The organism is Clostridiales bacterium, from assembly GCA_018333995.1.
Taxonomy (GTDB): Bacteria; Actinomycetota; Coriobacteriia; order Anaerosomatales; family SLCP01; genus JAGXSG01.
In genome coordinates, this window is the sequence record JAGXSG010000032.1 from 1 (window position 1) to 22,651 (window position 22,651).

At 60.9% G+C, this 22,651-nt stretch carries 17 protein-coding genes and 1 other RNA gene; 1 reads left to right on the plus strand and 17 read right to left on the minus strand.

Going from position 1 to position 22,651, the window contains the following annotated elements; translation table 11 throughout:
- The 5 genes from ssrA to rnr form a co-directional block, all read right to left on the minus strand.
- Positions 1 to 310: a transfer-messenger RNA gene (gene ssrA, locus KGZ40_09065) on the minus strand; the annotation flags it as partial.
- Positions 311 to 450: 140 nt separating this feature from the next.
- Positions 451 to 921 carry an SsrA-binding protein SmpB gene (gene smpB, locus KGZ40_09070; GenBank protein MBS3957656.1) on the minus strand — a complete coding sequence of 157 codons (471 nt, stop codon included), beginning with the start codon at positions 919 to 921 and terminating at the stop codon, positions 451 to 453.
- A 12-nt stretch (positions 922 to 933) separates the two neighbouring features.
- Positions 934 to 2,010, minus strand: coding sequence for a M42 family metallopeptidase (locus KGZ40_09075; protein MBS3957657.1), 1,077 nt, complete (start codon positions 2,008 to 2,010; stop codon positions 934 to 936).
- 111 nt (positions 2,011 to 2,121) lie between these two features.
- Entirely contained in the window at positions 2,122 to 3,408 is a 1,287-nt protein-coding gene (gene hemW, locus KGZ40_09080) for a radical SAM family heme chaperone HemW (protein MBS3957658.1), read from the minus strand.
- The gene (gene rnr, locus KGZ40_09085; protein ID MBS3957659.1) at positions 3,405 to 5,399 is read right to left on the minus strand and encodes a ribonuclease R; all 1,995 of its coding nucleotides are present in this window, start codon (positions 5,397 to 5,399) and stop codon (positions 3,405 to 3,407) included. The genes hemW and rnr overlap by 4 nt, the downstream gene beginning before the upstream one ends.
- A 131-nt stretch (positions 5,400 to 5,530) precedes the next feature.
- Between rnr and KGZ40_09090 the strand changes: the two genes are divergently transcribed.
- Positions 5,531 to 5,956, plus strand: coding sequence for a hypothetical protein (locus tag KGZ40_09090; protein ID MBS3957660.1), 426 nt, complete (start codon positions 5,531 to 5,533; stop codon positions 5,954 to 5,956).
- 85 nt (positions 5,957 to 6,041) lie between these two features.
- Here the strand turns inward: KGZ40_09090 and KGZ40_09095 are convergent, their stop codons facing one another.
- The 12 genes from KGZ40_09095 to KGZ40_09150 all read right to left on the minus strand — a co-directional run bounded on the left by KGZ40_09095 (position 6,042) and on the right by KGZ40_09150 (position 22,456).
- Complete coding sequence (locus KGZ40_09095; GenBank protein ID MBS3957661.1) at positions 6,042 to 7,229, minus strand: S41 family peptidase; 1,188 nt, start codon at positions 7,227 to 7,229, stop codon at positions 6,042 to 6,044.
- Positions 7,230 to 7,259: 30 nt separating this feature from the next.
- The gene (gene ftsX, locus KGZ40_09100; protein MBS3957662.1) at positions 7,260 to 8,174 is read right to left on the minus strand and encodes a permease-like cell division protein FtsX; all 915 of its coding nucleotides are present in this window, start codon (positions 8,172 to 8,174) and stop codon (positions 7,260 to 7,262) included.
- Positions 8,164 to 8,850: a cell division ATP-binding protein FtsE gene (ftsE, locus tag KGZ40_09105; GenBank protein MBS3957663.1), complete on the minus strand. Its 687-nt coding sequence runs from the start codon at positions 8,848 to 8,850 to the stop codon at positions 8,164 to 8,166. The genes ftsX and ftsE overlap by 11 nt, the downstream gene beginning before the upstream one ends.
- A gap of 127 nt (positions 8,851 to 8,977) precedes the next feature.
- On the minus strand, positions 8,978 to 9,919 hold the full coding sequence (locus KGZ40_09110; protein MBS3957664.1) for a transketolase family protein: 942 nt from the start codon (positions 9,917 to 9,919) through the stop codon (positions 8,978 to 8,980).
- A complete protein-coding gene (locus KGZ40_09115) occupies positions 9,916 to 10,773 on the minus strand; it encodes a transketolase (protein MBS3957665.1) in 858 nt (285 codons plus the stop codon). Before KGZ40_09115 ends, KGZ40_09110 begins: the two co-directional genes overlap by 4 nt.
- Positions 10,773 to 11,672, minus strand: a complete 900-nt coding sequence (locus KGZ40_09120; GenBank protein ID MBS3957666.1) for a YitT family protein — start codon at positions 11,670 to 11,672, stop codon at positions 10,773 to 10,775. Before KGZ40_09120 ends, KGZ40_09115 begins: the two co-directional genes overlap by 1 nt.
- A 42-nt stretch (positions 11,673 to 11,714) precedes the next feature.
- Complete coding sequence (gene prfB, locus KGZ40_09125) at positions 11,715 to 12,845, minus strand: peptide chain release factor 2 (protein MBS3957667.1); 1,131 nt, start codon at positions 12,843 to 12,845, stop codon at positions 11,715 to 11,717.
- Positions 12,846 to 15,611: a preprotein translocase subunit SecA gene (secA, locus tag KGZ40_09130; protein ID MBS3957668.1), complete on the minus strand. Its 2,766-nt coding sequence runs from the start codon at positions 15,609 to 15,611 to the stop codon at positions 12,846 to 12,848.
- Positions 15,612 to 15,995: 384 nt separating this feature from the next.
- A complete protein-coding gene (locus tag KGZ40_09135) occupies positions 15,996 to 19,316 on the minus strand; it encodes a hypothetical protein (GenBank protein ID MBS3957669.1) in 3,321 nt (1,106 codons plus the stop codon).
- A 124-nt stretch (positions 19,317 to 19,440) separates the two neighbouring features.
- On the minus strand, positions 19,441 to 20,019 hold the full coding sequence (locus KGZ40_09140) for a DUF5317 domain-containing protein (GenBank protein MBS3957670.1): 579 nt from the start codon (positions 20,017 to 20,019) through the stop codon (positions 19,441 to 19,443).
- Positions 20,016 to 21,176 (minus strand): hypothetical protein, encoded by a 1,161-nt coding sequence (locus tag KGZ40_09145; protein MBS3957671.1) that lies wholly within the window; start codon positions 21,174 to 21,176, stop codon positions 20,016 to 20,018. Before KGZ40_09145 ends, KGZ40_09140 begins: the two co-directional genes overlap by 4 nt.
- Positions 21,173 to 22,456 carry an HD-GYP domain-containing protein gene (locus KGZ40_09150; GenBank protein ID MBS3957672.1) on the minus strand — a complete coding sequence of 428 codons (1,284 nt, stop codon included), beginning with the start codon at positions 22,454 to 22,456 and terminating at the stop codon, positions 21,173 to 21,175. The genes KGZ40_09145 and KGZ40_09150 overlap by 4 nt, the downstream gene beginning before the upstream one ends.
- Positions 22,457 to 22,651 lie beyond the last annotated feature (195 nt).

A 22,651-nucleotide genomic window follows, 5' to 3' on the forward strand; every position in this document is an offset into this window, starting at 1 on the left:
CTGGGAAGCATCTCCAGGCTCAGTCACCGATTAGCATTCGGTCGGGACGTCGCACGGTGACCCGCGAGTCCCTTCCTAGACGGCTTGAGTGTCCCTTGCAAAGCGCCATCAGGCTCCGCTTCGGTAAGTCTCCTTAGTGGCGCCGGGGCCGGTGTCGGAGACACACACCGGGCGGCGTCGCTGCTCTATTTAGGCAGCGAGTGCAAGATCATTGTTGACGCTTATTGGCGTCTTACCCCTGTTTAACGAGGCGAGGAGACCTCGACCTGCTTCTTCCCTCAGAACTATCGTGTCGAAACCAGTCGCCCCCACGGTTGAGTGGGCACGTGTTCCAGCGCTGTCAAGGTGCCCGTGGCGCGGTTGCCGTGTGACCGCTTCGTCAGTATACCCGTGTCGTGCAAGCTCCGTGCCGAAGAGGACACAACGCGGCCGCCGCGAGGACGCGTGGCGCTATCCTTTCTGACGCTCCCTCAGTTCGCGCTGCACGTCACGCTTGTGGTCGCGCTCGGCAATCGACTGCCGCTTGTCATGCAACTTCTTGCCGCGAGCCAGTCCGAGTTCGACCTTCACGAGATTGCGCGCCGAAAAGTAGATCTTGAGCGGAACGATCGTCGCGCCCTTCTCGGCAGTCTTGCCGATCAGGTAGCGGATCTCTTTCTTATGGAGCAACAGCTTGCGCACCCGGTCGGGATCGACGTTTTCCCGATTACCGTGGCTATACGCCGAGATATGCACATGGTGGAGCCACGCCTCCCCGCGCCGGATGAGCGCGAAAGCGTCGCGCAGGGTAGCCTTGTTCTGACGCAGCGACTTGACCTCAGTACCCGTGAGCTCGATGCCCGCCTCGAACGTCTCGTCGATGAAGTAGTCGTGGTACGCCTTTTTGTTTGTGGCGATGATCTTTTCGGTGCGCCCGGCCATCACTCGACCGCCCTAGGGCGTGAAATCGGTGTCCGGGTCGAGCGAGCACACAAACTCAGTGAGGATCGCTATCGCCGCCTCGACATCCGCGAGCGCGAGCACCTCTACCGGCGTGTGCATGTAGCGTAGCGGTACGCTCACAAGAGCGGTCGCTTTGCCGCCCCTGGCCAGCTGAATCGCGCTCGCGTCGGTACCGGTCGCGCGCGGCTGCCCGTCGAACTGGTGGGGCACGCCGGCACGTTCGGCCGCTTCGACGAGAAGCGCGAAAAGTCGCGGGTTGATGTTCGCGCCGCGGCTGATAATCGGGCCCTTTCCGCAGACCGCTTCACCGTGCTTGCGTTTGTCGACATCCGGGTAGTCCGTCGCGTGACCGACTTCAATCGCAATCCCTATGGTCGGATCGACGCCGTAGGCGCTCGTAACACCGCCTCGCAATCCGATTTCCTCCTGAACGGTTCCCGCAGCGACCAGGTCTACTCGCACATCACCCCGTGTTCGGACCTCACGCATGACCTCGGCACAGATGAACGCGCCCATCTTGTCGTCGAACGCACGAGACACGACCATTCCCTCGCCAAACTCCTCGAAACCAACGTCAAAGGTCACCGGGTCGCCCACCCTTACAACCTCCGTCACGCGTTCCGCGCTCATCCCGAGGTCGATGAAGAGCTTGTGGGTCTTGGCAACCTGTTTGCGCTCGTCTTCTTCGAGCAGGTGTATCGGCATCCGGCCCAAAACCCCGAGAAGCGCGCCGTCACGCGTGTGCACGCGCACCCGGCTTCCCGGCATGATCGCCTCATCGACGCCACCAATCTGCTGGAACGCGATGAACCCCTCGGCGGTGATGTAGGTGACCATGAGGCCGATCTCGTCGATATGACCGGCGAGCATGATGCTCACCCTGCGAGCATCACGCTGAGCGTCCGAACCGCGCAAGAGCGCGTGCACCGAGCCCATGACGTTGGTCGTGACCTCGTCCGCGAACTCACTCACGTACTCGCGGAAGACGCGTGCCGCTGGCTGCTCGTATCCGGATGGCGACGGCGCCTCGACAAGTTGCTTGAAGAACGCAAGGGACTCTGGACGCATAGATGATCCTCCTGGACGCATACCATATGTGGAAGGCTCAGTGTACTGCCACGGAAGCCCAGATGCCACAAGCCCTACCGGGATGAACGTGCGCGGTGTGCGCGTGTCCGCTCAGCTGTCCGCGTTCCACACCTCGGCGAATACCTCATTGCCGAGCAACCACCCCGCATCCGTAAGCCGATATCGCCGCTCACCGTCATCGACCGCTTCGACCAGCCCCGTCCCGACCATCCGCGCGAGAACCGCCGCAACGCCCGCCTCTTCGGCCAGAGAGCATTCGATCCCTTCAGCAAGGCGAAGACCGAGCATGGCGTCTTCTCGAGCGGCCTCCCTGCCGCGTAAGTACTCGATCTCTTCGGGCGCTCCGGCGGGGAACCGGACAAAGGCGACGGTGTCGGCGGCTCGTGTGAAGCGAACCCGCGCGGTATCGTGCGGCACGGCGTCAACAACCCTCCCGACACCGGCGACGAGCGGATCGGTCCACGACCGGCACGCGGCGGCGGCCAGAAACATCTCCACGGGGAGCATGCTTGATGACGAGGGTCCAATACCTATGTAGGGACGGCCGTTCCAGTAACCGACATTGTGGATGCACCGCTGGCCAGGACGCGCGTAACTCGCCACCTCGTAGCGCTCAAGACCGTGCGCCGTAAGTTCCGAGTGAGCCAGCTCCATCATCTCTGCCGCCGCGTCCGGCTCCGGAGAAACCATGTGACCAGCACGAATACGCCGCGCGAGCGGCGTGTCATCCTCAACGATCAACGGGTAGACGCTCACGTGCCCAACACCAAATCCTACTGCCCGCTTGACCGTTGACAGCCACGAAGCTTGCGACTGACCCGGAACTCCGCACATGAGATCGAGCGAGACGCGTGCACCGGTCGCCATGCACGCCCGCACCGCGCTTTCCGCCGCCGCCGCGTCGTGACAACGCCCCAGCATCTCGAGCACAGCGTCGTCGAGACTCTGGACGCCCACCGAGAACCTGTTGACGCCCGCATCCACAAGGCGTGCGATCAGGGCTGAGTCTGTCGTATCGGGATTAGTCTCGACAGTCACCTCCACGTCGCCCCGAGACTTGCACGTCCCCAGCACCGCCGTGACTAAATCGACCAGACCGTCCCCGAGCGCTGTCGGGGTGCCTCCGCCGATGTAGACCGAAAGCACGTCTTCGAGAACGGCGAGCTCGCTCCAGTGAGCCACCGCCTCACTGACAGCCCAGCCATAATGCGCGAGCAGCCCCGGCTCTTGCGCCGAAATCGCTCCCGAATGAAAGTCGCAGTAGGCACACTTGCGCACACAGAACGGCACGTGGACGTAGAGGGAGACCGGCCCGCGATCACCTCGGCGAGTGTAAGCCTTGGCCTGATCAGCGGCGCTGTTTGTCAACCGTGTCACGCGCGCCCTTTGTGCTGTGACGCTTTGGTTCGTGCCGGCGCATGGCGGCGTGAAGACGCAGGTTCGAGATCGATGCGGCCCTCAGCAACGTTCACGTCGACGAGACGCACGCGGATTCTCTCGCCGAGACGAAATCCCCGCTCGTGCTTTTCGCCGATGAGCATGAACCGCTCGGGGTCGAGGTGGTAGTAGTCGTCGTCCATCATTGAGACATGGACGAGGCCCTCCGCCGTGTTGTCGAGTTGGACAAACAAACCAAATGAGTGGACTCCTGTGATGATGCCGTCGAACTCCTCGCCGATCCGTGCCGCCATCAGCTGCGCGAGCTTGATGCGAACCGACTCGTCCTCGGCCGCCTCGGCCTCACGCTCCATCTCCGAGCAGTGCTCAGCAAGCCATTCGAGCTCTGGCGCAAGCAAGGCAGCGGGGTCGCGATCGAGCTCACCCGCCAGCTGCGCTTTGAGCAGCCGGTGGACGATGAGGTCGGGATAGCGGCGGATCGGACTCGTGAAGTGGGTGTACGCGTTGCTTGCCAGGCCAAAGTGGGAGTCCAGGTAGTTGACGTAGCGCGCACGCTGCAAAGCTCTCAGCATGAGTGCGTTGATCAGGAGCTTCTCCGGACGGTCGTGGGCGTACGCGATGATCTTTTGGAACGTCACAGGCGACGCGCCGTGCACGTCTTTGATCGGATAGTCGAACTCCTTCAGGATGACCGCAACCTGCGCGAGCGCATCCGGATCGGGATTCTCGTGGATTCTGTAGACCATCGGTGCTTCCGCCCGGGTCATGTGTCCCGCGACCACCTCGTTGGCGAGAATCATCGCCTCCTCGATCATATTGGTAGCTTCGGTCCGCTGGCGGACCCGCACCTCGACCGGGGTAACGTTGTCCTCGGCGAGGATGACCTTGGCCTCCACAGTCTCGAAATCGAGCCCTCCTCGCGCTTGACGGTTCTTACCGATCAAACGGGCGAGGCGAACGAACTCGCCGATGAGCCGCTCGCTTTCCGCGTCGGGATACGCAGCGACCCCGTCGAGCCACGACTGCACCGTGTCGTAGTCGAAGCGGCGATCCGAACGGATCACCGAAGGGGTCAGCGTGTACGCCTCGACGTGGCCACCGTTGGAAATATCCATGATGACCGAGAACGCGAGGCGGTCCTCACCGGGCTTGAGCGAGCAGATCTCGTTTGAGATTCGCTCGGGGAGCATCGGCAAGACCCGGTCGACAAGGTAGACGCTCGTCGCGCGACGGCGAGCCTCAGCGTCGAGCGCCGAGTCCCACGGCACGTAATGGGACACATCGGCGATATGAACCCCGAGACGCACCTCGCCGTCGACACGTTCTACGCTGATCGCGTCATCGAAATCGCGCGCGTCGGCAGGGTCGATCGTGATGGTGAAGATGTCGCGGAGGTCTTTTCTGCCACCTGGCGCCAGCGCAGACTCTATGTCGATTCGAGTCGCTTCCGCCTCATCGAGCGCCTCGCGGGCGAACGAGGTCGCCAGTGCGTGTCCGCGGATGATGACTTCGATGTCGATGCCGGGCTCGCCCTCACGGCCAAGAACCTCCTCGACCACGCCTTGCGCAGCGTTTCGACGGGACGGGTACGCGGTCAGCCGAGTGACGACGATGTCCCCGTCTGAGGCATCTGCTGTCTCACGAGCTGGAACGAAGACCTCGGTACGGATGCGTGGGTCGGTGGGCACCACGATGCCCAGCCGCCCGTGGCGTTCAAACCGGCCAACCACGGTCGTGTTCGCTCGTTCGATGACCTTCATAACCGCCCCCGAGGCCCCGTGCCGTCCGCGAGTCACGCCCACCTTGACTCCCACAACGTCCCGGTGCATCGCGCCGCCGACGTCGCGAGCGGCCACGTAGATGTCGCCCTCCTCGGCTTCAACGAAACCGTACCCGCGCCGATTGATGGTGATGCGGCCAATCACGAGCCCGCCACTGCGGACCTTCTTCATTCGCTTCAAACGAGCCACGCGCGCTCCTTCCGTCAACCCGACACGCTTTCTACCTTACCCGGCCTCAGCGCGTTGGGCCTGTGGTTCGTTTTGACCGTGTCGCGCTATCGATGTATGCTCCTGCTTCACCATCTGACTTGGAGAGTTTCATGCGACACAATCGACCGCTCGCCCCCTGCTTTATCGGCAGCGGAATCGTGGCGAGTCCCCGCGACATGATCCGCGTACTTGAGACGCTGGAATCTGTGTTCTTCTCCTACTCGATCGACGACGATGTGGTTGCCGAAGGCGAGGCTACCCTCGTCAAGATCATGGCGGACAGCGAATCGGCGACCATGGCCGTGAACGGGTGCCTGTTCCTGAACGTGTCGAGTTTCCGCTACCTGGAGTTCGAGACCATCGAGGACGACTTGTGCTCCGTCCGTCTCCACGGTGACGGCGCTGTGTTGCGCTTGCTCGCCGTTCGAGACGCCGAAACGCCTGGAATCACGGTCGGTCAGATGCGGCTCATCGAAGAGTCGGAGTTCGAGCTGTCCAGCTTCGTCGGCGCCGATGACGAGGAAGACGACGACTGACGCTACGCTGTTCGCTCGGTGATCGCTCGGCACGGCGCTCCGCCTCTCACACGCGCGGCACAGGTTGCGCACGACACGGCACCCTCTAGGGAAGCTGCCTCTTCGCCTCCTCGATGGCGCGTTGCAGCTGGATGTCGTTAGCCTCATCCGACTGGACCTCTGGTTCCATCTCCACCACGATGTCGGGCTCAATGCCCTCGGCGTCAATGTTCCGCCCGTGAGGGGTCAGGTAGTGGGCGATCGTGAACTTCATCGCACCGCCAAAGCTTAGTTCCTCGATCGTCTGCACACTTCCCTTGCCAAAGGTCTTCATGCCCACAATCACCGCGCGATCGTAGTCCTGAAGCGCGCCGGCGAGCACTTCGCTCGCGGACGCCGAATTCTCGTTCACAAGCAAGACGAGCGGCGCGTCTGTGATGAACCGTCCGCTCGCGTGGTGCTCATACCGGGGGCTGTCGCGCTCCTCAACGAGCACGATGGGGCCTTCCTGCACGAACAGCGACGCGACATCGACCGATGAGTCGAGCAGTCCTCCGGGATTGTCCCTGACGTCGATGATGAACGCCCGCACGCCCTCAGCTTTAAGCCCCTCGATCTCCTCGGCAAGAACATCGGCCGAGCGCTGATTGAACGTGAGGAGCCGAACGTAGCCAATCTCCCCGTCGATCACGCGCGACATGACGTTGGGAATCTCAATCATCGCCCGCTCGATGGTGAAGTATATGACCTTCTCCGCGCCCTCACGCCGCACACCGATCTTGACGGTCGTGCCTTCCTCTCCGCGTACTCGCTTGACCACCTCATCACTCGTCCAGCGTTCCCGCTTCACGCCGTCGATGCTCACGAACACGTCGTCTGCTTGGACACCGGCCTTTTCGGCGGGCGTTCCCTCAATGACCGAGACAACGAGCACTTCCCCGTCGCGCTCGGAGATGTTGACGCCGATACCGCCGAAGTCGCCCTCAGTGTGCTCGTTGAAGAACTTGAAGTGCTCCTCGTCGAAGTAGAGTGCGTATGGGTCGTCGAGTGAATCGAGGATGCCCTGGATGGCGCCGGCTGTCATCGAGGTGTCAGTGGCGGGCATCAACGCCTGGCGGCTCAGTATCCGGGCGGCTTCACTCACGTGCTGGGCCACGCTCGGCCTGGGCTCAGGAATCTTCCTGAACGCACCCTGATAACCCACTGCCTGCGAGAACACGATGCCGCCGATGAACGCGGCTGCTAGCAGAAGTAGGGCGATGACTGAAGCTCCAGCAATGGTTGCGCGATTCATGATAGTGACCGTCTCTAACGCGAGGGTGGACTAGACTCTGAGGTAGCGGCGCAAAGCGAATCCGGAACCGATGAGGCCGATCAGGATCCCGGCTCCCACGAGCACCGCAGAGAACTGCAGTATCGTCACGGCGCCGATCTCGAACGGCAAGAACGGAAGCGATTCTTGAAGGCGCGGCATGACCGCGGCACGCATGAGCAGGATTGTCCCAATGGCGAGCGCGGCGCCTATGAGGCTTTGCAATACACCTTCAAGCAGAAACGGTGCCCGAATGAATGAGTTCGACGCGCCCACCAACCTCATGATCGCGATCTCCTTGCGCCGTGCGTAGATCGCCAAGCGGATGGTGTTGTTGATGAAGATGAGGCTCACGGCGCCGAGCATCGCCACGAACACCCCACCGATGATTCGCACCATGCGCGTCAGCGCGAAGAGGCGGTCAACTATCTGCTCGCCGTACTTGAGCGACTGATCGGGCTCGTCGGGCCGGTCGCACACCTTCATGAAGAGTTCCTGTGCCTTGATGCGCGACACCATCTCTTGCACGGTGCGCGGATCCTTGAGAGTGACATCGAGGGACGCTGGCAACGGGTTGTCGCGTAGCGAGTCGATCATCGCTGGACTGCTGGCGTACTCCTCCTTGAAGCGTTCGAGCGCTTCTTCCTTCGATACGTAATCGACCGCATCGATAAGTTCATCGCTGAGCAACCACGCCTGTAGCGCCTCAACGTCTTCAGTGGCGGCGCCATCTTTGAGGAAAATCTGTATGGACACCTTGCTCTCTACGTCACGCACGATGCCGGACATTATGTATCCCGTGAGCATCGATACGCCGACAAGGAGGAGCGACAGGTAGATGGTTATGACCGCGCCCAGACTCATGACCCAGTTACGCCGGAAGTTGGTCACCGACTCCCGAATAAAGTAGCCAACGTTAATCGCCATAACCGTAGACTCCTCGATGCTGGTCGCGGACGACACTTCCGTTCTCGAGGGCGATCACGCGCTTGCGCATCGAGTCGACCATCTCCCGATCGTGGGTGGCGACAAGAACCGTCGTCCCCGTCTTGTTGATGCGGTTGAACAGACTCATGATTCCCAGCGACGTCGCCGGATCGAGGTTCCCTGTGGGCTCATCGGCAAGCAGGATCGGGGGTCTGTTGACAAACGCGCGCGCGATCGAGACGCGCTGCTGCTCGCCACCGGAAAGCTCATCAGGGTACGACCCCACCTTGTCCTCAAGCCCGACAAGCCGCAACACCTCGGGCACCTGGGTCCTGATCACGTGCCTCGACTTGCCGATGACCTCGAGCGCGAACGCCACGTTCTCATAGGAGGTCTTGTTGGGGAGCAGTTTGAAGTCCTGAAACACGCACCCGATATTGCGTCGCAGATAGGGCACCTTCCAGCTCTTGAGCTTTACGACGTCTTGCCCGGCAACGATGATCTGGCCCCTTGTGGGCAGCAGCTCACGCTGGAGCAAGCGGATAAACGTGGACTTGCCTGAACCGGAGTGTCCGACCAGGAACACGAACTCGCCCTGTTCGATTTCCACATCAACATCGTGAAGCGCAGGCCGGTCAGCGTTGTAGCTCTTGCTGACGTTGCGCATGGTAATCATAAAAGCTCCTTGCCATTCGTGTGGGCGTACGGCTCACGTCCCGACGGCACATCTTAGCAGACACGAGGCCAAGTGGGCTGGGCCGGACGGTCACTACACGAGAAGGTCACAATCACCGTCCAAAGCCTCACGGAGCACGCGCATCCAAAATCGCGCGCGCCTCAGATGCGATATCTGAACCGGTAAGCCCAAAATGGACCATCAGATCCCTCGGCTCACCCGACGTCCCAAACACATCCCGCACGCCTACTCTGCGAACGGGAACCGGTGCGCTCTCGGAAAGCAGCTCACACACCGCCGAGCCGAGCCCACCAACCACCGAGTGCTCCTCGCACGTGACCACCGCCCCCGTCTTGCGCGCGGATGCGACTATCGTGGCGGCATCGATCGGTTTGACGCTCGTAACGTCGATCACCTCCGCACTCACGCCGTCTTCGGCGAGCTGAGCGGCTGCCGCAAGCGCCTCGGCAACCATCACGCCGCACGCCGCCAGGGTGATGTCCGAACCTTCGCGCAGGACGTAGGCGCGACCGAGCTCAAGCTCGAAGCCCTCCGGATGAATGAGGGGCACCGCCGCCCTGCCGAGACGGACATAGAATGGACCGGGCGTCCGTGCCGCGAGCCTCAAGGCGGCTCGCGCGGCATGGTAGTCGGCAGGGACGAGTACGCGCATGCCAGGGAGAACCCGCATGAGGGCGATGTCTTCGAGCATCTGGTGGCTTCCGCCGTCCGGACCCACCGTGACACCTGAGTGGGTCGGTGCCAGCTTGACGTTGAGGGCCGAGTAACACACGGTGTTTCGAACCTGATCGTACGCCCGGCCGGTCGCAAAGACCGCGAACGAGCCCGTGAACACTACGTTGCCCGCTACCGCGAGACCTGAAGCGACGCCGATCATGTTTTGCTCCGCGACGCCAGCGTTATAGAACCTCTCCGGGAACGAATCGGCAAACGTCGCCGTGGTAGTCGACTTTGAGAGATCAGCCTCCACGGCGGCCACGTTGAGTCCCTCAGCCGCCAGTTCGACGAGCGTCTCCCCAAACGCCTCCCGTGTCGCCCGGCCGCTCACAGGTTCGCTCCTTTCTGAACAGCGGCGGCAGTAAGCTCCTCGATCGCCGCCTGAGCCTGCTCGGGTGTGGGCGCCCTACCGTGCCATCCAGCGTCACCCTCCATGAACGACACACCCCTGCCTTTTACTGTATGGGCGATGAGCGCACCGGGACGAACCGGATCGCGGCGAACGCGCGTGAGCGCCGTCACGATGGCGTCGATGTCGTGCCCGTCGCACTCGTCCACCTCCCAGCCAAACGCTGCGAACTTATCGGCAATCGTGCCGAGGCACATGACTTCACTACAGGCGCCATCGATCTGGAGTCCGTTGTGATCCACAATCGCGACAAGGTTGCCGAGGCGGTAGTGCGCCGCGAACATCGCGGCCTCCCAGACCTGCCCTTCCTGGCACTCCCCATCGCCGAGAAGACAGTAAACGGTACGGGCGTCTGCTGACCCGCCGCGAAGACCGAGCGCGATGCCGCATGCGACGGACAGCCCCTGCCCGAGTGATCCCGTAGATATCTCTACACCCGGAGTCTTCTTGCTGTCGGGATGACCCTGAAGCATAGAGCCGAGTGCTCGAAGCGTACCTAGATGCTCGCGCCCAAAGTAGCCCGCCTCGGCAAGCGCCGCGTAAAGCACTGGCGCCGCGTGGCCTTTCGAGAGCACGAAACGATCACGATCAGGGTCGCCAGGCTGTGCCGGGTCATGCTTTAGCAGGCCGAAGTACAACGTGGCAACGATGTCCGCCGCCGAGAGTGAACCGCCTGGATGACCCGATCCCGCAGCGGCGATCATCTCGACGATGTCGATCCGCATGCGAGTGGCGGCCGCAATCACCCGTGCACGGTCGATGGTGCGCGCACTCATTAGACTCCCATCTCTTTGAAGCCCTCACCAATCGTCTCATGCACATCGGAGATGATGAGCATCGCTCCACGATCGATGTTGTTTACGAGCTGCTTTAGCGTGTCGATCTCCTTACGAGAGACGACCACGAAGATCATCTCCCGCGGAGTGCCAGAGTACATGCCGCGGGCCGCGATCGCTGTTGCGCCCCTGCCCATCTCGTGCAAGATCGCCTCCCCGATACGCCCCGAGTGCTCCGAAATGATGAATGCCGCCTTCTCAACTGACACGCCCTCAAGGACCAAATCGATGGTCGAACCCATCACGAACACGGCGACGGCACCGTACAAGGCCAGTTCGGGGCCGAATTGGAGCGCCGCCAACATAATGACGAACGCGTCGACGGCAAGTAGCAGTTGACCCTGACCGAGAGAGATCCTGCGCGACAACAGCTGCGCGACGATATCCGTCCCGCCGGTATTGCCACCCGCCTTGAACACCATCCCTATGCCCAACCCAGTGAGGGCGCCGCCGTAGAGCGCTGCGAGCAGGTAATCACTCTTGGCGAGGTGCGGTGTGACCGGCGCGAGCAGATCGACGCACACAGACAGCACTACGATTCCGTAGATCGTCTTGGCCGCGTACCGCCAGCCGCGCACACGCAGCGCGAACACCAACAGGCCAGCGTTCATGACGAGCATCATCATCCCGATCGGAAGAGCGATACCCGATTCGAGCACAGCGTAGTGGATGACGGTGGCAAGACCTGACACCCCGCCCGCAGCGAGCTTGTTTGGAATGAGAAACGCGTTGAGCGCCCATGCCGTCAGAACCAGGCCTGCCGTCATCCACGTGTAATCGCGGACCGGCCGATGCTTGAGAACTCGCCCAGGGTGCATGCGATCGAGTGCGGGAACCACTCTACGATGCTCCAACCCGCGCTGTCGTGCGCCGCAACGCGGTCACGATCCGGACCCTGCGGCCACACGCTGCTCTCTGCCGACGCGCCATCGGTGATAGCCAACGACGAACCCGTCGAGGCTCCCATCGAGAACGGCATCGACATTGCCGGTCTCGATCTCGGTTCTGTGATCCTTCACCATCTGATACGGGTACAGCACGTAGCTGCGGATCTGGCTGCCAAAGGTGATGTCACGCTTCTCGCCGCGAAGCGTCTCGAGTTCCTCGCGACGCTTCTGCTCCTCGATCTCGTACAGACGCGATCTTAAGATCGTCATCGCTGTTTCTTTGTTCTTAGTTTGACTCTTCTCGTTTTGGCATGTGACGACGGTGCCCGTGGGGATGTGTGTTATCCGAACCGCCGAGTCGGTCGTGTTCACCGACTGCCCGCCGGGCCCGCTGGAACGGTAGACATCTACGCGGATATCCTCGTCGCGCACGTCGACCTCGATATCTTGGGGCAGTACCGGCAAGACCTCTACGCCAGCGAAAGTCGTCTGCCTTCGTTTCTTTTCGTCTGTAGGACTGATCCGCACGAGTCGATGCACACCGGCCTCCGCCGAGAACATACCGTATGCGTTGCGTCCATGTACCGTGAACACGGCACGGTCGATCCCGAGTTCCACGCCTTCCGGCGCGTCGTGTATATCGATCTTCCAGCGCTTCGACTCGGCGTACTTGAGATACATCTTGAGCAGCATCTCGCTCCAGTCTTGAGCTTCGAGGCCGCCTTGCCCAGGAGTGATCGTCACGATCGCGTCGCCGGAATCAAACTCGCCGGTGAACCACGATGAAACCTCGAGGGACACCATGTCTCGCTCGACACCGGCGATCGCCCGGTCCACCTCGGCGGCCATCTCCCGGTCACCTTCGGAGAGCGCCAGCTCGTTAGCGGCCTGCGCGTCTTCCACCGCGGCGAGAAGATCCTCGTACGTCTTGACCTCCTCGCGAAGCTCCGAGGCGCGCGCCATGACACCCTGCGCCTCGTTTTGGTCGTCCCAGAATCCAGGCTCCGCGGCGCGCGCCTCGAGTTTCACGACATCAGCGCGCTTCGCGTCGATGTTGAGGTACTCCGCCATCGTGGTGACCCGTTCCCGCAGGGTCGCAATCTCATGTGTGCGGTCCTGGATCATCTATGCGTTCGCCCCGTGGCACTTCTTGTATTTCTTTCCGCTCCCGCACGGACAAGGATCGTTACGGCCCACGTTCGCGTACGGATCCTCCTTGTCCTTGACCACCGTGGCGACCTTGGCGCCGCCTCCGGCCGCGGCGCTTGCCGCCGCTATGGCGTCCGGTGAAGGACCAGCGGGGCCCGCGGCCATCGCGGCCGCCTGTGCCGCGCCAGAGAAGATCGTCGACTCCGATGGAGCCGAGTACGAAACGTCCCTAACCGCCGAGTCATCCGCTATCTGCTCGAGCGGGCGCATCACCTGGATGCGGAAGAGAGTCCGCAGAAAGTCCTCGTTGATGCTCGCCACGAGCGCGGTGAACATGTGATAGGCCTCGTTCTTGTACTCGACGAGAGGATCACGCTGCCCCATGGCCCTCAAGCCAATGCCATCTTTGAGGTAATCCATCTCAAGGAGATGCTCCATCCAGCGTGTGTCGATGACGCGCAACATCACCTGCCGCTCGAGCTCACGCAGGTTCTCCGGACCAAGATCAACCTCTCTCGCCTGGAAGACGGCGAGCGCCTCCTCGATCAGCTCCTCGGCAAGCTCGTGGGGATTCTCGATCACACCCTTGTGGCGCAGCGCGGTGTCGACCCCGGTGAGGTCCCGGTACCACGTGGCCATCCCGTCCCACTCCCACTCCTCGGCGTACGCCGCCTCGGGGCAGTACTCGAGCACGCCGGCTAGCACGACCTCGCGCACCATCTCCTCAACCCTGCCGTGGATGTCCTTGCCGTCCAGGATCCGGTTGCGCTCCTGGTAGATCACCTCACGCTGCTTGTTCATGACGTCGTCGTATTCCAAGACGTGCTTGCGAGCAGCGAAGTTCATCGCTTCAACCTGACGCTGGGCGCTCTCAATGGCCTTACTCACGAGCCCCGCCTGTATCGGCATGTCGTCTGGAATGTCGGTCTTCTCCATGAACCGCGAGATGCGATCCATCCGGTCACCGCCAAACAGGCGCATCAGATCATCGCCGAGTGACAGGTAGAACTGCGACAACCCCGGGTCACCTTGGCGTCCTGAGCGGCCCCGAAGCTGGTTGTCGATTCGGCGGGAGTCGTGACGCTCGGTGCCGATAACCGCCAGACCGCCCGCGGCGACCACCTGGTCGTGCTCCGCGGCGGTGATCGTCTTGGCGGCGCGCAGCGCATCAGCGCGCTGCTCATCGCTCGCGTCCTCCGGCTGAACTCCTCGCTCTCGCAATACCTCATCAACTAAGTACTCGGGATTCCCGCCAAGTATGATGTCGGTTCCTCGGCCAGCCATGTTGGTGGCTATCGTGACCGAGCGGAGTCTTCCGGCCTGCGCGATGATTTGAGCCTCACGCTCATGGTGTTTCGCGTTGAGTACCTCATGCTTAATGCCTTGTTTCGCCAGAAGCCGAGAGAGGCGCTCTGAGTTCTCGATCGATATCGTGCCAACGAGACACGGTTGTCCGACACGGTTGCGCTCGGCTATCTCATCTGCGACTGCGGAGAATTTCGCCTCAACCGTGCGGTAGATCAAATCGTCGCGATCATCGCGAACCATTGGCATGTTGGTAGGCACCACCATGACCGGCAACTTGTAAATCTCACGGAACTCGGAGTCCTCGGTCACCGCGGTGCCGGTCATTCCGGCAAGCTTCTCGTACATGCGGAAGTAGTTTTGCAGCGTGATCGTCGCGAGGGTCTGGTTCTCCTCACGGACGTGCTGCTTTTCCTTTGCCTCGATGGCCTGGTGCAAGCCTTCCGAGTAACGGCGACCGTACATCAGGCGGCCAGTGAACTCGTCGACGATCATTACTTCGCCATCCTTGACGACGTAATCAACGTCCTTCTTGAAGAGAAACTGCGCCTTGAGCGCTTGCTGGAGGTGGTTGACCAGCTTGCCGCTCGGGTCATCGTAGATGTTCTCGATGCCGATGGCTTGCTCGATCTTGTTGATGCCTTCCTCAGTAGGAGCAACCGTTCGCTTGGCTTCATCAAGTTCGAAATCGACGTCAGGACGAAGCCGTGGCACCACCCGTGCAAACTGCTTGTACGTATCGGCGGACTTGGTGCCCGCGCCCGAGATGATGAGCGGCGTCCTTGCCTCGTCGATGAGAATCGAGTCGACTTCGTCGACGATGGCGAAATGGCGACCTCGCTGCACCCGGTTCTCGGGTCTGACAACCATGTTGTCACGCAGGTAATCGAAACCGAACTCCGAGTTGGTACCGTACGTGATGTCCGCCTCATACGCTGGCTTGCGCCGTGCGGGCTCCATCTGCGCCTGGATGAGACCGACCTCCATGCCGAGGAACCGGTATACTTGTCCCATCCACTCACTGTCACGTTTCGCAAGGTAATCGTTGACCGTCACGATGTGAACACCATTACCGGCTAGTGCGTTGAGGTACGCGGCGAGTGTCGCGACGAGCGTCTTACCTTCGCCCGTCTTCATCTCGGCGATCTGCCCAGAGTCGAGCACCATGCCACCGATGAGTTGTACGTCGAAGTGGCGCATGCCGAGCGAGCGGCGAGCGGCTTCCCGGCATGTGGCAAACGCTTCGGGCAAGAGTTCGTCGAGTGCGGCACCCGCGCTGACACGGGAACGAAACTCCTGCGTACGCGCGCGAATCTCCGCATCGGACAACCGCTCAAGGTCGGGTTCGAGAGCGTTAATCTGAGCGGCGACCGTCTCGAACTGTCTGAGTTGACGGCCTTCGCCCATCGTAAACAGTCTGGCGAGGATGCTAGCCATGTATACACCTTCCACATAACGTGGGATGAGACTTGGAGGGGGCCTGAAGCACACAGATTCTAGCACAGCCAGTGCCCCGTTTTGGGCAGGGCACGTGTCGAACCGGTAACACCGATGCAACCTGCACCCCGGCGCAAGGAAGAGGGGCCGACAACGCTCACGTCGGCCCCTCGATGTACACGGATCGGCTGGGCCCGCCCGACTCGGCAGGCCGACACTTGCCCTACCGATGCCCCTCAGGAGTCTCCCTCTCCTCACCGCCGGGCAACGTCGCTCAACCGCTTCGCTCCGCTCTGGAGAGCCGAGCAACCCCCTCGATCCGCTGTCCGCAAGGCGCGCGCCCTGCGTCCGAAACCACCGTATCAGGGGAGTCTTACCCAGGTCTTACCGAAACTCGCCTTCCGTGGCGCAGTCCTCCATTGACAACACTTGCTCATAGAGCCGGACCGTCTCGGCGGATGGGTCGAGACCCAGATCCTCAACGAGCCTCGATCGGCACGAGAAGTACGTCTCTACCGCGGCGGACCGCTGTCCAGCCGCGATCTGCAACCGCAGGATCGCCTGGTAGAGGTCTTCCCTCCATGGATCAGCGCCTATCGCCTTTCGAAGCAGACGCGATGCTCCTGCGGAGTCTCCTTTGGCGGCGAGCATATCGCCGGCGGCAAGCATCGCGTCGCCGAAATCATGACGGTATCGATCGCGGTCCTCGACGAACCACTCTTCGTAAATGTCGCCAGGCAAGAGCTCGCCCCGGTATATCTCGGCGAGACGCTCAAACGCCGACACCGCCCCCTCCACATCACCGTCACCCCTGGCTTTGCGTGCCTCGCGATACAACTCGTCGAACTCCTGGGTGTCGGAGCGGACGAGATCCGGATTCGACCGGCACACGCCCCCTGTGCTGCTCATATACGGGCACGGCGTGCTCTTGCCGAGCCCCGGTGAGAGCACCGCCTTCATCGAACTCCAGATGACGTAGAAGTTGTTGCGCGAGCTCGTCTCGTCCATCTCAGGCCACAGGTGCTCATAGAGTTGCTCACGCGGTGTCTCTCGGCCTTCTTTCAATACCAGGGTCGCGAACAGCAAGCGGGCTTTACGCTTCGCCCACTCACGCTCAGAAACACGGCGGGATCCAACGGTCAGCTCGAAACCGCCGAAGAGGCGTACCCTGCAGATCGGAGCGGTGGCGAGTGCCTCGATCCGGGCCTGGCTTTCTCCATCTCCAAGAACCCGCCTCGCGAGAACGCGCCACGCGTCCTCTTCCAGGTGCTCCCTCGCTGCCGAAAGCGAATCCTCAATATGGTGCCCGACCAGCATTTTCAACATGTGCGCCGGGATTCGATCGGGCCCCAGAACAGAAGCGATCATGCCCAGGAGATGCGGAAACGATCGCGCGTACATCCCAACAAGCCAGTTGGCGTTACCGGACAGGAGATAGTCTTTTTGCCTAGAGACGCAAACCAACGCTTCGTCCATCATGCCTTTGCGACGGGCAATCTCAGCGAGGACAAGTTCCGCTCGCAGCAGGTGCTGCGCGCCACGCTCTTGAGTGCATATCTCCCTTGTCCGCACTGTACGAGCCTCAGCCTCTACCAGATCGTCAATGCACAGAAGGCACGCCGCCAACTCCGTATCCACGAAACACCGAAGATAGGGGGATTCCGATGTGACGTCGCGCTCAAGCGAACGTTCGATCTCGACAACCGCCTCGGATACTCTGTCCTGCGCCCTCAACATCATCACGCGCTGAAGACGCACGAGCACCTCGGCGACGCGATCACCCGCAGCCGCAAGCCGAGCGGCGGATTGCGCACTGAACTCCAGGTAGCGGCTTTCGCCGGTCAACCCGAACTGGATGGTTCCCATGGCTGCGCTATACGTCGCGTGACACAGATCGAGTCCGCAATCACGGGTGATTTCCAGAGCTTCATTAATCACTTCGAGAGCGTACTCGGCGCTTCCCGTCTCTGCGAGCATTGTTGCGTAGTTGCCAACAATCATCGCCCGGAGTCCAGTCGATACTCCCGAGAGCGCATAGGCCTGCTGCAGGTGCACTCTCGCCTCGAAGATATTGCCCATAAGGAAACTCGCCGTGCCGATTTGCGAGAGCAGCCGGGCGGTGGTCTCGGGGCACGAGGCCATATCGTCTAAGCGCTCCCTCGCGCGAGTCAACGCCGCAGTGTAGGCGCTCTCATCAAGCAGCAACGCGCTGAAGGTGGTCATGAACGCGACCGCTGTCGCCTCAAGCTCGCGTGATACCGCCGTCTCTGGCAGTGATAGCAGCTTCTCGAATGTCTCGGCTGCTCGCAGAGGCGAGCTATCATCCATGTAGTTTCGCGCAATCAGCATCAAGGCCTGGGCGCTTGCCTGCAGGTCGCCTTCGCACTCAGCGATACCTTGGGCAGCGGTCGCTTTGACAAGACTTGCCTGCCGGTCATACGTGTCCAAGTCGATCTCGGCAGAGAGCAAGAGAAGGCTTGGCCTGGTGACGAGCAGCTCCATCGAAATTGCGTCAAGTGCGGCCTTGAGAGGCAAACGAAGACCATTTCTGACCATCGCCGAACCATTGACCTCAAGCCAGTCGAGACAACGCTCAGTACTCTGATCCAAAAAGAGCAGCTCGATCACCCTGTCGAAATCTCCGCGAGCTTCGAGCAGTGAAACGCATCCGTCGCGAATACGAGCATCCGTGACGGAGTTCAGCAGTGACCTGAACCGTCTTGATCCAAAGACCTCCTGTGCTAAAGCATGTGCCGTCAGTACAAACGAGCCACCCAGCCCCGTTGCGACAACGGTGACAAGCGGGATTCGATCCGATATCGCTTCAGCGCACCCCAGATCGAGTTCGAGACCCAACTTCTTCGACTCCGCGGAAGAAAGATTTCCCATCAGGGCAAGGGCGTACAAAAGTTCATGCGTCGAAGCACCCGATTGGTGATCAGCGAGGCGAAGCAGTAAAGCGCTGAGATCAGTATCTCCGCGAGGGCGCCCAACCGAACCTAACGCCAACCGTTTAGCAAGGACCGAGAGGAGCGCCACGTGGCCCATGCCCTGCCTGGCGACTTGCTCCAACTGGGCGTCGTGCTCATCTGAGCCGACGAGCAGTCCGACTAGCGCCATCGACTCTTCTTGCGTCATTCGTAGATCGGCGATCCCAACCTCAAAAAACCCGGAGCCCAGTCCAGACCCGCCTTCCCCTGACATCCTGTCATCCCCCCTGGATGTCACGAGCAACACCGAGTCCTCGCTTTCCTGCTCAACAAGGTGCAAGAGAAGAGATATCTCGGCACCGGCACCCGCAAGGCATAGGTCATCGAGAACGAAGCATGTGTTTTGAGAAATCCACCCGTGACGGAACGCGTCACGCAATATGACAAGCAGATCACTTGCAGGGGACTGCATCGGAGGAAGAGCGAACTTTGCCGGGAACCGGCTCTTGGAGTGGTCTATCGTCGCGGAGATCAACTGGGATAGCACGGCGCCGCCGGTGAGAGCGCGAGAGCCGCACGACACCCATATCACCGCATCAAACTCATTCATGTGTGCGTACTGGGCGGCCAGGTACGTCTTCCCGTAGCCCGATGGCGCACAGACAAATATGCCGCTCGGCTGCAACCTCTCAAACGCGTCAATCAACCTCCGGCGAGGCAACCAGGGGCCAAATCGAGGAGCGCCCTCGAATCGGCCCAGTCTCGAAGTCGTCATGAATCCTCCGAATTTCCTAGGCCTCCTGAGGGGCACGCTGACACAGTATCAGTCTAAGTGCATAGCTGATAGCCTTTGCTCGAAAGTTTTTGCACGACGGACCCTCTTGATCAGGATTATATGCTCACTGACCCTGCGCGCGCATCCCTGTTCGTGAAAATCTTCCAAAACGCCCGGAGGCGCCGCTCATCTCAAGAATCACGCTGACCACTCCAACCATGAGAAGCACGTCACCAAGACTCACCACCGTGCGCATCAGGGCAGGTCCGGGAATCGGCAGCACGTCCGCAAGCACCGTAAGCACACTGCCAGCATCGGCGGGATGGTACATCGGGTTGACTGTCGAGAACAGCTCCCCCGAATCGTAGACGCCGAGGTAGCCAAGTGCGGCCACCGATACAGGCATGCCTCCGTTTAAGAGGATCACGGCCGCGTTGCACATAACACCGAGCCCGACAAGCCAAAATCCAAAGACCCTGCGGTTAGCAAACGAGACGGCAATCACAATCAACCCACCGAGCACCCAGGTGAGCGCGGCCACAAAGGGGGATTCCGGTGACAGTCTTGGACCCAGCACCTGTACCCCTACACCCACAGGTAGCCAGACTTCATGCTGAAGGCGCGCTGATCGTAGCGAGCTGAAACTGCCCCCGAGCGCCACAACAGCGAGCAGGGCAAAAATTACCGCAACGGCAAGTATCACAGCACTGCGACTTTCGCTATCGCCCGCGTGAAAGCAGCGTCAGCCCTCTTGCGCTCCCCGTGACTCATCATGTTTCCGATGCGCAACGTCGCGCTGAGCTCATAGCCCTGTTCGTGAGCGAATGCCCGTGAGACCAGGTACGCGGAGACCAGATCGCCTGCACTATGCTCCTCGAACCCTGACTCATCGCGCACCAGTCCCAAAATCGGCTGAACCGGCTCCAGAAACTCAACTTCAGACAGTGGTGTTGCGGCAAGACTCTCGCTCCCCGGTTCCCTGCGATGAAACGACAGTCCGTAGTGAAGGAGCAATGCGGCGTAGCTCATCTGCTCAACACGCTTGCCAACCCAACCATACTCTCCCGCCGCGATTCGCGCGAGCCTGGCTGTGCGCTCGCCCTGACCTCGCTGTTCCGGACTTTGAATCTCCATGGCGCTGATAAGCGTCTCGATAGTCGTCTGGTATGACCTCCTCACATCCAGAAGGAGTGCGAACGACTGCCGCATAGCCGCTACCAAGAAGAGTGTCACAACGAGGGCCCAGGCGCCCATCTGGTCGTATATGAGCACGGTGAGCACTGCGACGGACACGCCGGCCACGAGAATCAAGCCCTGTAGGGCGATGTTGCTTCGTAGCGCACGCAATAACGAGTCGCCTCGTACGATCACATGCTCAAGCTGGCCCACAAGCAACTGAACCGTGACAAATACGGCTCCAAGCCCTGCGACTTCAACGTATGGACCGGGCAGGGAGAGAGGTGACGAGGACAGCATCCGGATCATGACGGTCGCCGCGATGATCGCCGCGGCCCGCTTGGCAAGTACATGGATCAGCTCCCCAAGACCGGCCCGGCCACTTCGCACCGCCGACGCGACACATCGAGATAACACAACGATGGCTAGAGTTGCCATCGGTCCGAACAAGTACAGTGACGCGATAACCAACGGAGTGTCGACGTCGACGCTCCCGCCATGCGGCAAGTACACGTCAAACAAGTTCAACACCGTTATCACTAGCAGGAATTGAAGGACTCCCTGCCAATCCTGATGGAGCGCCCACGGTTCCACCGACAGCACCGTCGTCACAGGCAGGGCGAGAAAGATCACCGCGACTTGCGCTACCCTCACCACTGCGGTTCTAAGCTTTGCGGACCTCACGATGAAACCTCCGGCCGTACCGATGACCAGCTCGTGAGGAAGTGCTCCACGACGAGCGGGTCATACTGACTCCCTGCGCACCGCGTCAGCTCAGCCAGGGCCTCTTCGATCGACATAGCGGCACGGTATGCCCTTGACGACGTCATCGCGTCGAAACTATCGGCAACCGCGAGAATTCTTGCCTCTAGCGGAATCTCCAAACCAGAGAGTCCAGCGCAGTAGCCCTGACCGTCATAGCGCTCGTGATGATAGCGGATGGCCGGAACGAGATCGGCGAATCCGTGAACGTTGTCAACCAGATCCGCGCCGACCACGGGATGCTGTCTGACGAGATCGAACTCCGCAGTCGTCAGACGGCCGGGTTTTGACAGAATCTCGTTCGGTATTCCTACTTTGCCGAGATCGTGGAGTTGTGCGGCAAGCTCAAGCTGCTCCGCACGCTTATCAGACAATCCAAGTGACTTGGCGATCGCGGATGAGTATTGTGCGACCCGTTCTGAATGGCCGGCCGTATACGGGTCCTTGGCTTCAAGAGCGGCAACTAGTGATCGTACGGTGTCAAGGTAGGATCGCTTCAGCGCGGCGTATCTCTCGTATACCTGACGTGAGACAAGAAGGGGGAACAAGAACAGCGCGAGACCGGCCACGTGCACCGCCATGACCTGTGCTATCGACACGCCCACTACCGTCAGTGACAACTGCATGGGAAACAACGCGCCCATATGCCGATCCCACACTGAAGACAGTGATGAACCGCTCCTGATCGTATATCCCAACACCACCAAGAACGCATTCGCCACCGAGGCAAAGACACCTAGCGCGAAGAGCGGCAGTATGACTTCTGGAAAGTCACCTGATGCGAACGGCTGGGCGCCGTGCGGTTCGCTCCACAGGGGCCTGCCGCCGACCACAAGATAGAGCCACCCGGATCCTACATGAGCCAGCACAACCTGTCCGGTATTGAACGCTACTACAAGGGGTGATGTGCGTTGCCTGACGTCGTCAAGATTCGCAGCTGAGCAAAGGGCCACCAGACCTGCCGCGGATGGCCCCAGCATGACGTTAGCGGCAACTGACAACGGAAACGCGAGTGACGCCACCAGTCCGCGTGACAACACCAACGCGGCATTCTCGGCAAGGACAGCGGCGGCTGCGAGCAGCAGAAGGGACGAGTGCCACGGCAATGGCATCAGGAACAGGGACACGGCGAAGCAGGCGACACCTAGAGCGGCCACCGCGATCGAATACCGCCTGAACAGGCGAAGGGCACGCTCACTCATGAGCAATGCCCTTCGCCAACTCAACTGACTGCGCGTAGAAACAGACCGTGATGACTAGCGAAGCCTGAAGTTCGCGCCGCCGGCAATGAGTATCATCGAGAGGGAGCTCAGGAGAATGATGATGCGCTTCATTGTAAGAAGACCTTTCTCGTTGAGGAAAACCGGTCTTCTGCCATCCCGCTGGTGATGGAAGAA

What these genes read in the sequence shown, in the direction of transcription:
- KGZ40_09115 (MBS3957665.1), bottom strand. Translation starts at nt 10,773, where the DNA reads ATGAGTGCGCGCACCATCGACCGTGCACGGGTGATTGCGGCCGCCACT.
- secA (MBS3957668.1), bottom strand. Translation starts at nt 15,611, where the DNA reads ATGGCTAGCATCCTCGCCAGACTGTTTACGATGGGCGAAGGCCGTCAA.
- ftsE (MBS3957663.1), bottom strand. Translation starts at nt 8,850, where the DNA reads ATGATTACCATGCGCAACGTCAGCAAGAGCTACAACGCTGACCGGCCT.
- KGZ40_09135 (MBS3957669.1), bottom strand. Translation starts at nt 19,316, where the DNA reads ATGACGACTTCGAGACTGGGCCGATTCGAGGGCGCTCCTCGATTTGGC.
- KGZ40_09095 (MBS3957661.1), bottom strand. Translation starts at nt 7,229, where the DNA reads ATGAATCGCGCAACCATTGCTGGAGCTTCAGTCATCGCCCTACTTCTG.
- KGZ40_09075 (MBS3957657.1), bottom strand. Translation starts at nt 2,010, where the DNA reads ATGCGTCCAGAGTCCCTTGCGTTCTTCAAGCAACTTGTCGAGGCGCCG.
- smpB (MBS3957656.1), bottom strand. Translation starts at nt 921, where the DNA reads ATGGCCGGGCGCACCGAAAAGATCATCGCCACAAACAAAAAGGCGTAC.
- KGZ40_09090 (MBS3957660.1), top strand. Translation starts at nt 5,531, where the DNA reads ATGCGACACAATCGACCGCTCGCCCCCTGCTTTATCGGCAGCGGAATC.
- prfB (MBS3957667.1), bottom strand. Translation starts at nt 12,845, where the DNA reads ATGATCCAGGACCGCACACATGAGATTGCGACCCTGCGGGAACGGGTC.
- ftsX (MBS3957662.1), bottom strand. Translation starts at nt 8,174, where the DNA reads ATGGCGATTAACGTTGGCTACTTTATTCGGGAGTCGGTGACCAACTTC.
- KGZ40_09150 (MBS3957672.1), bottom strand. Translation starts at nt 22,456, where the DNA reads ATGAGTGAGCGTGCCCTTCGCCTGTTCAGGCGGTATTCGATCGCGGTG.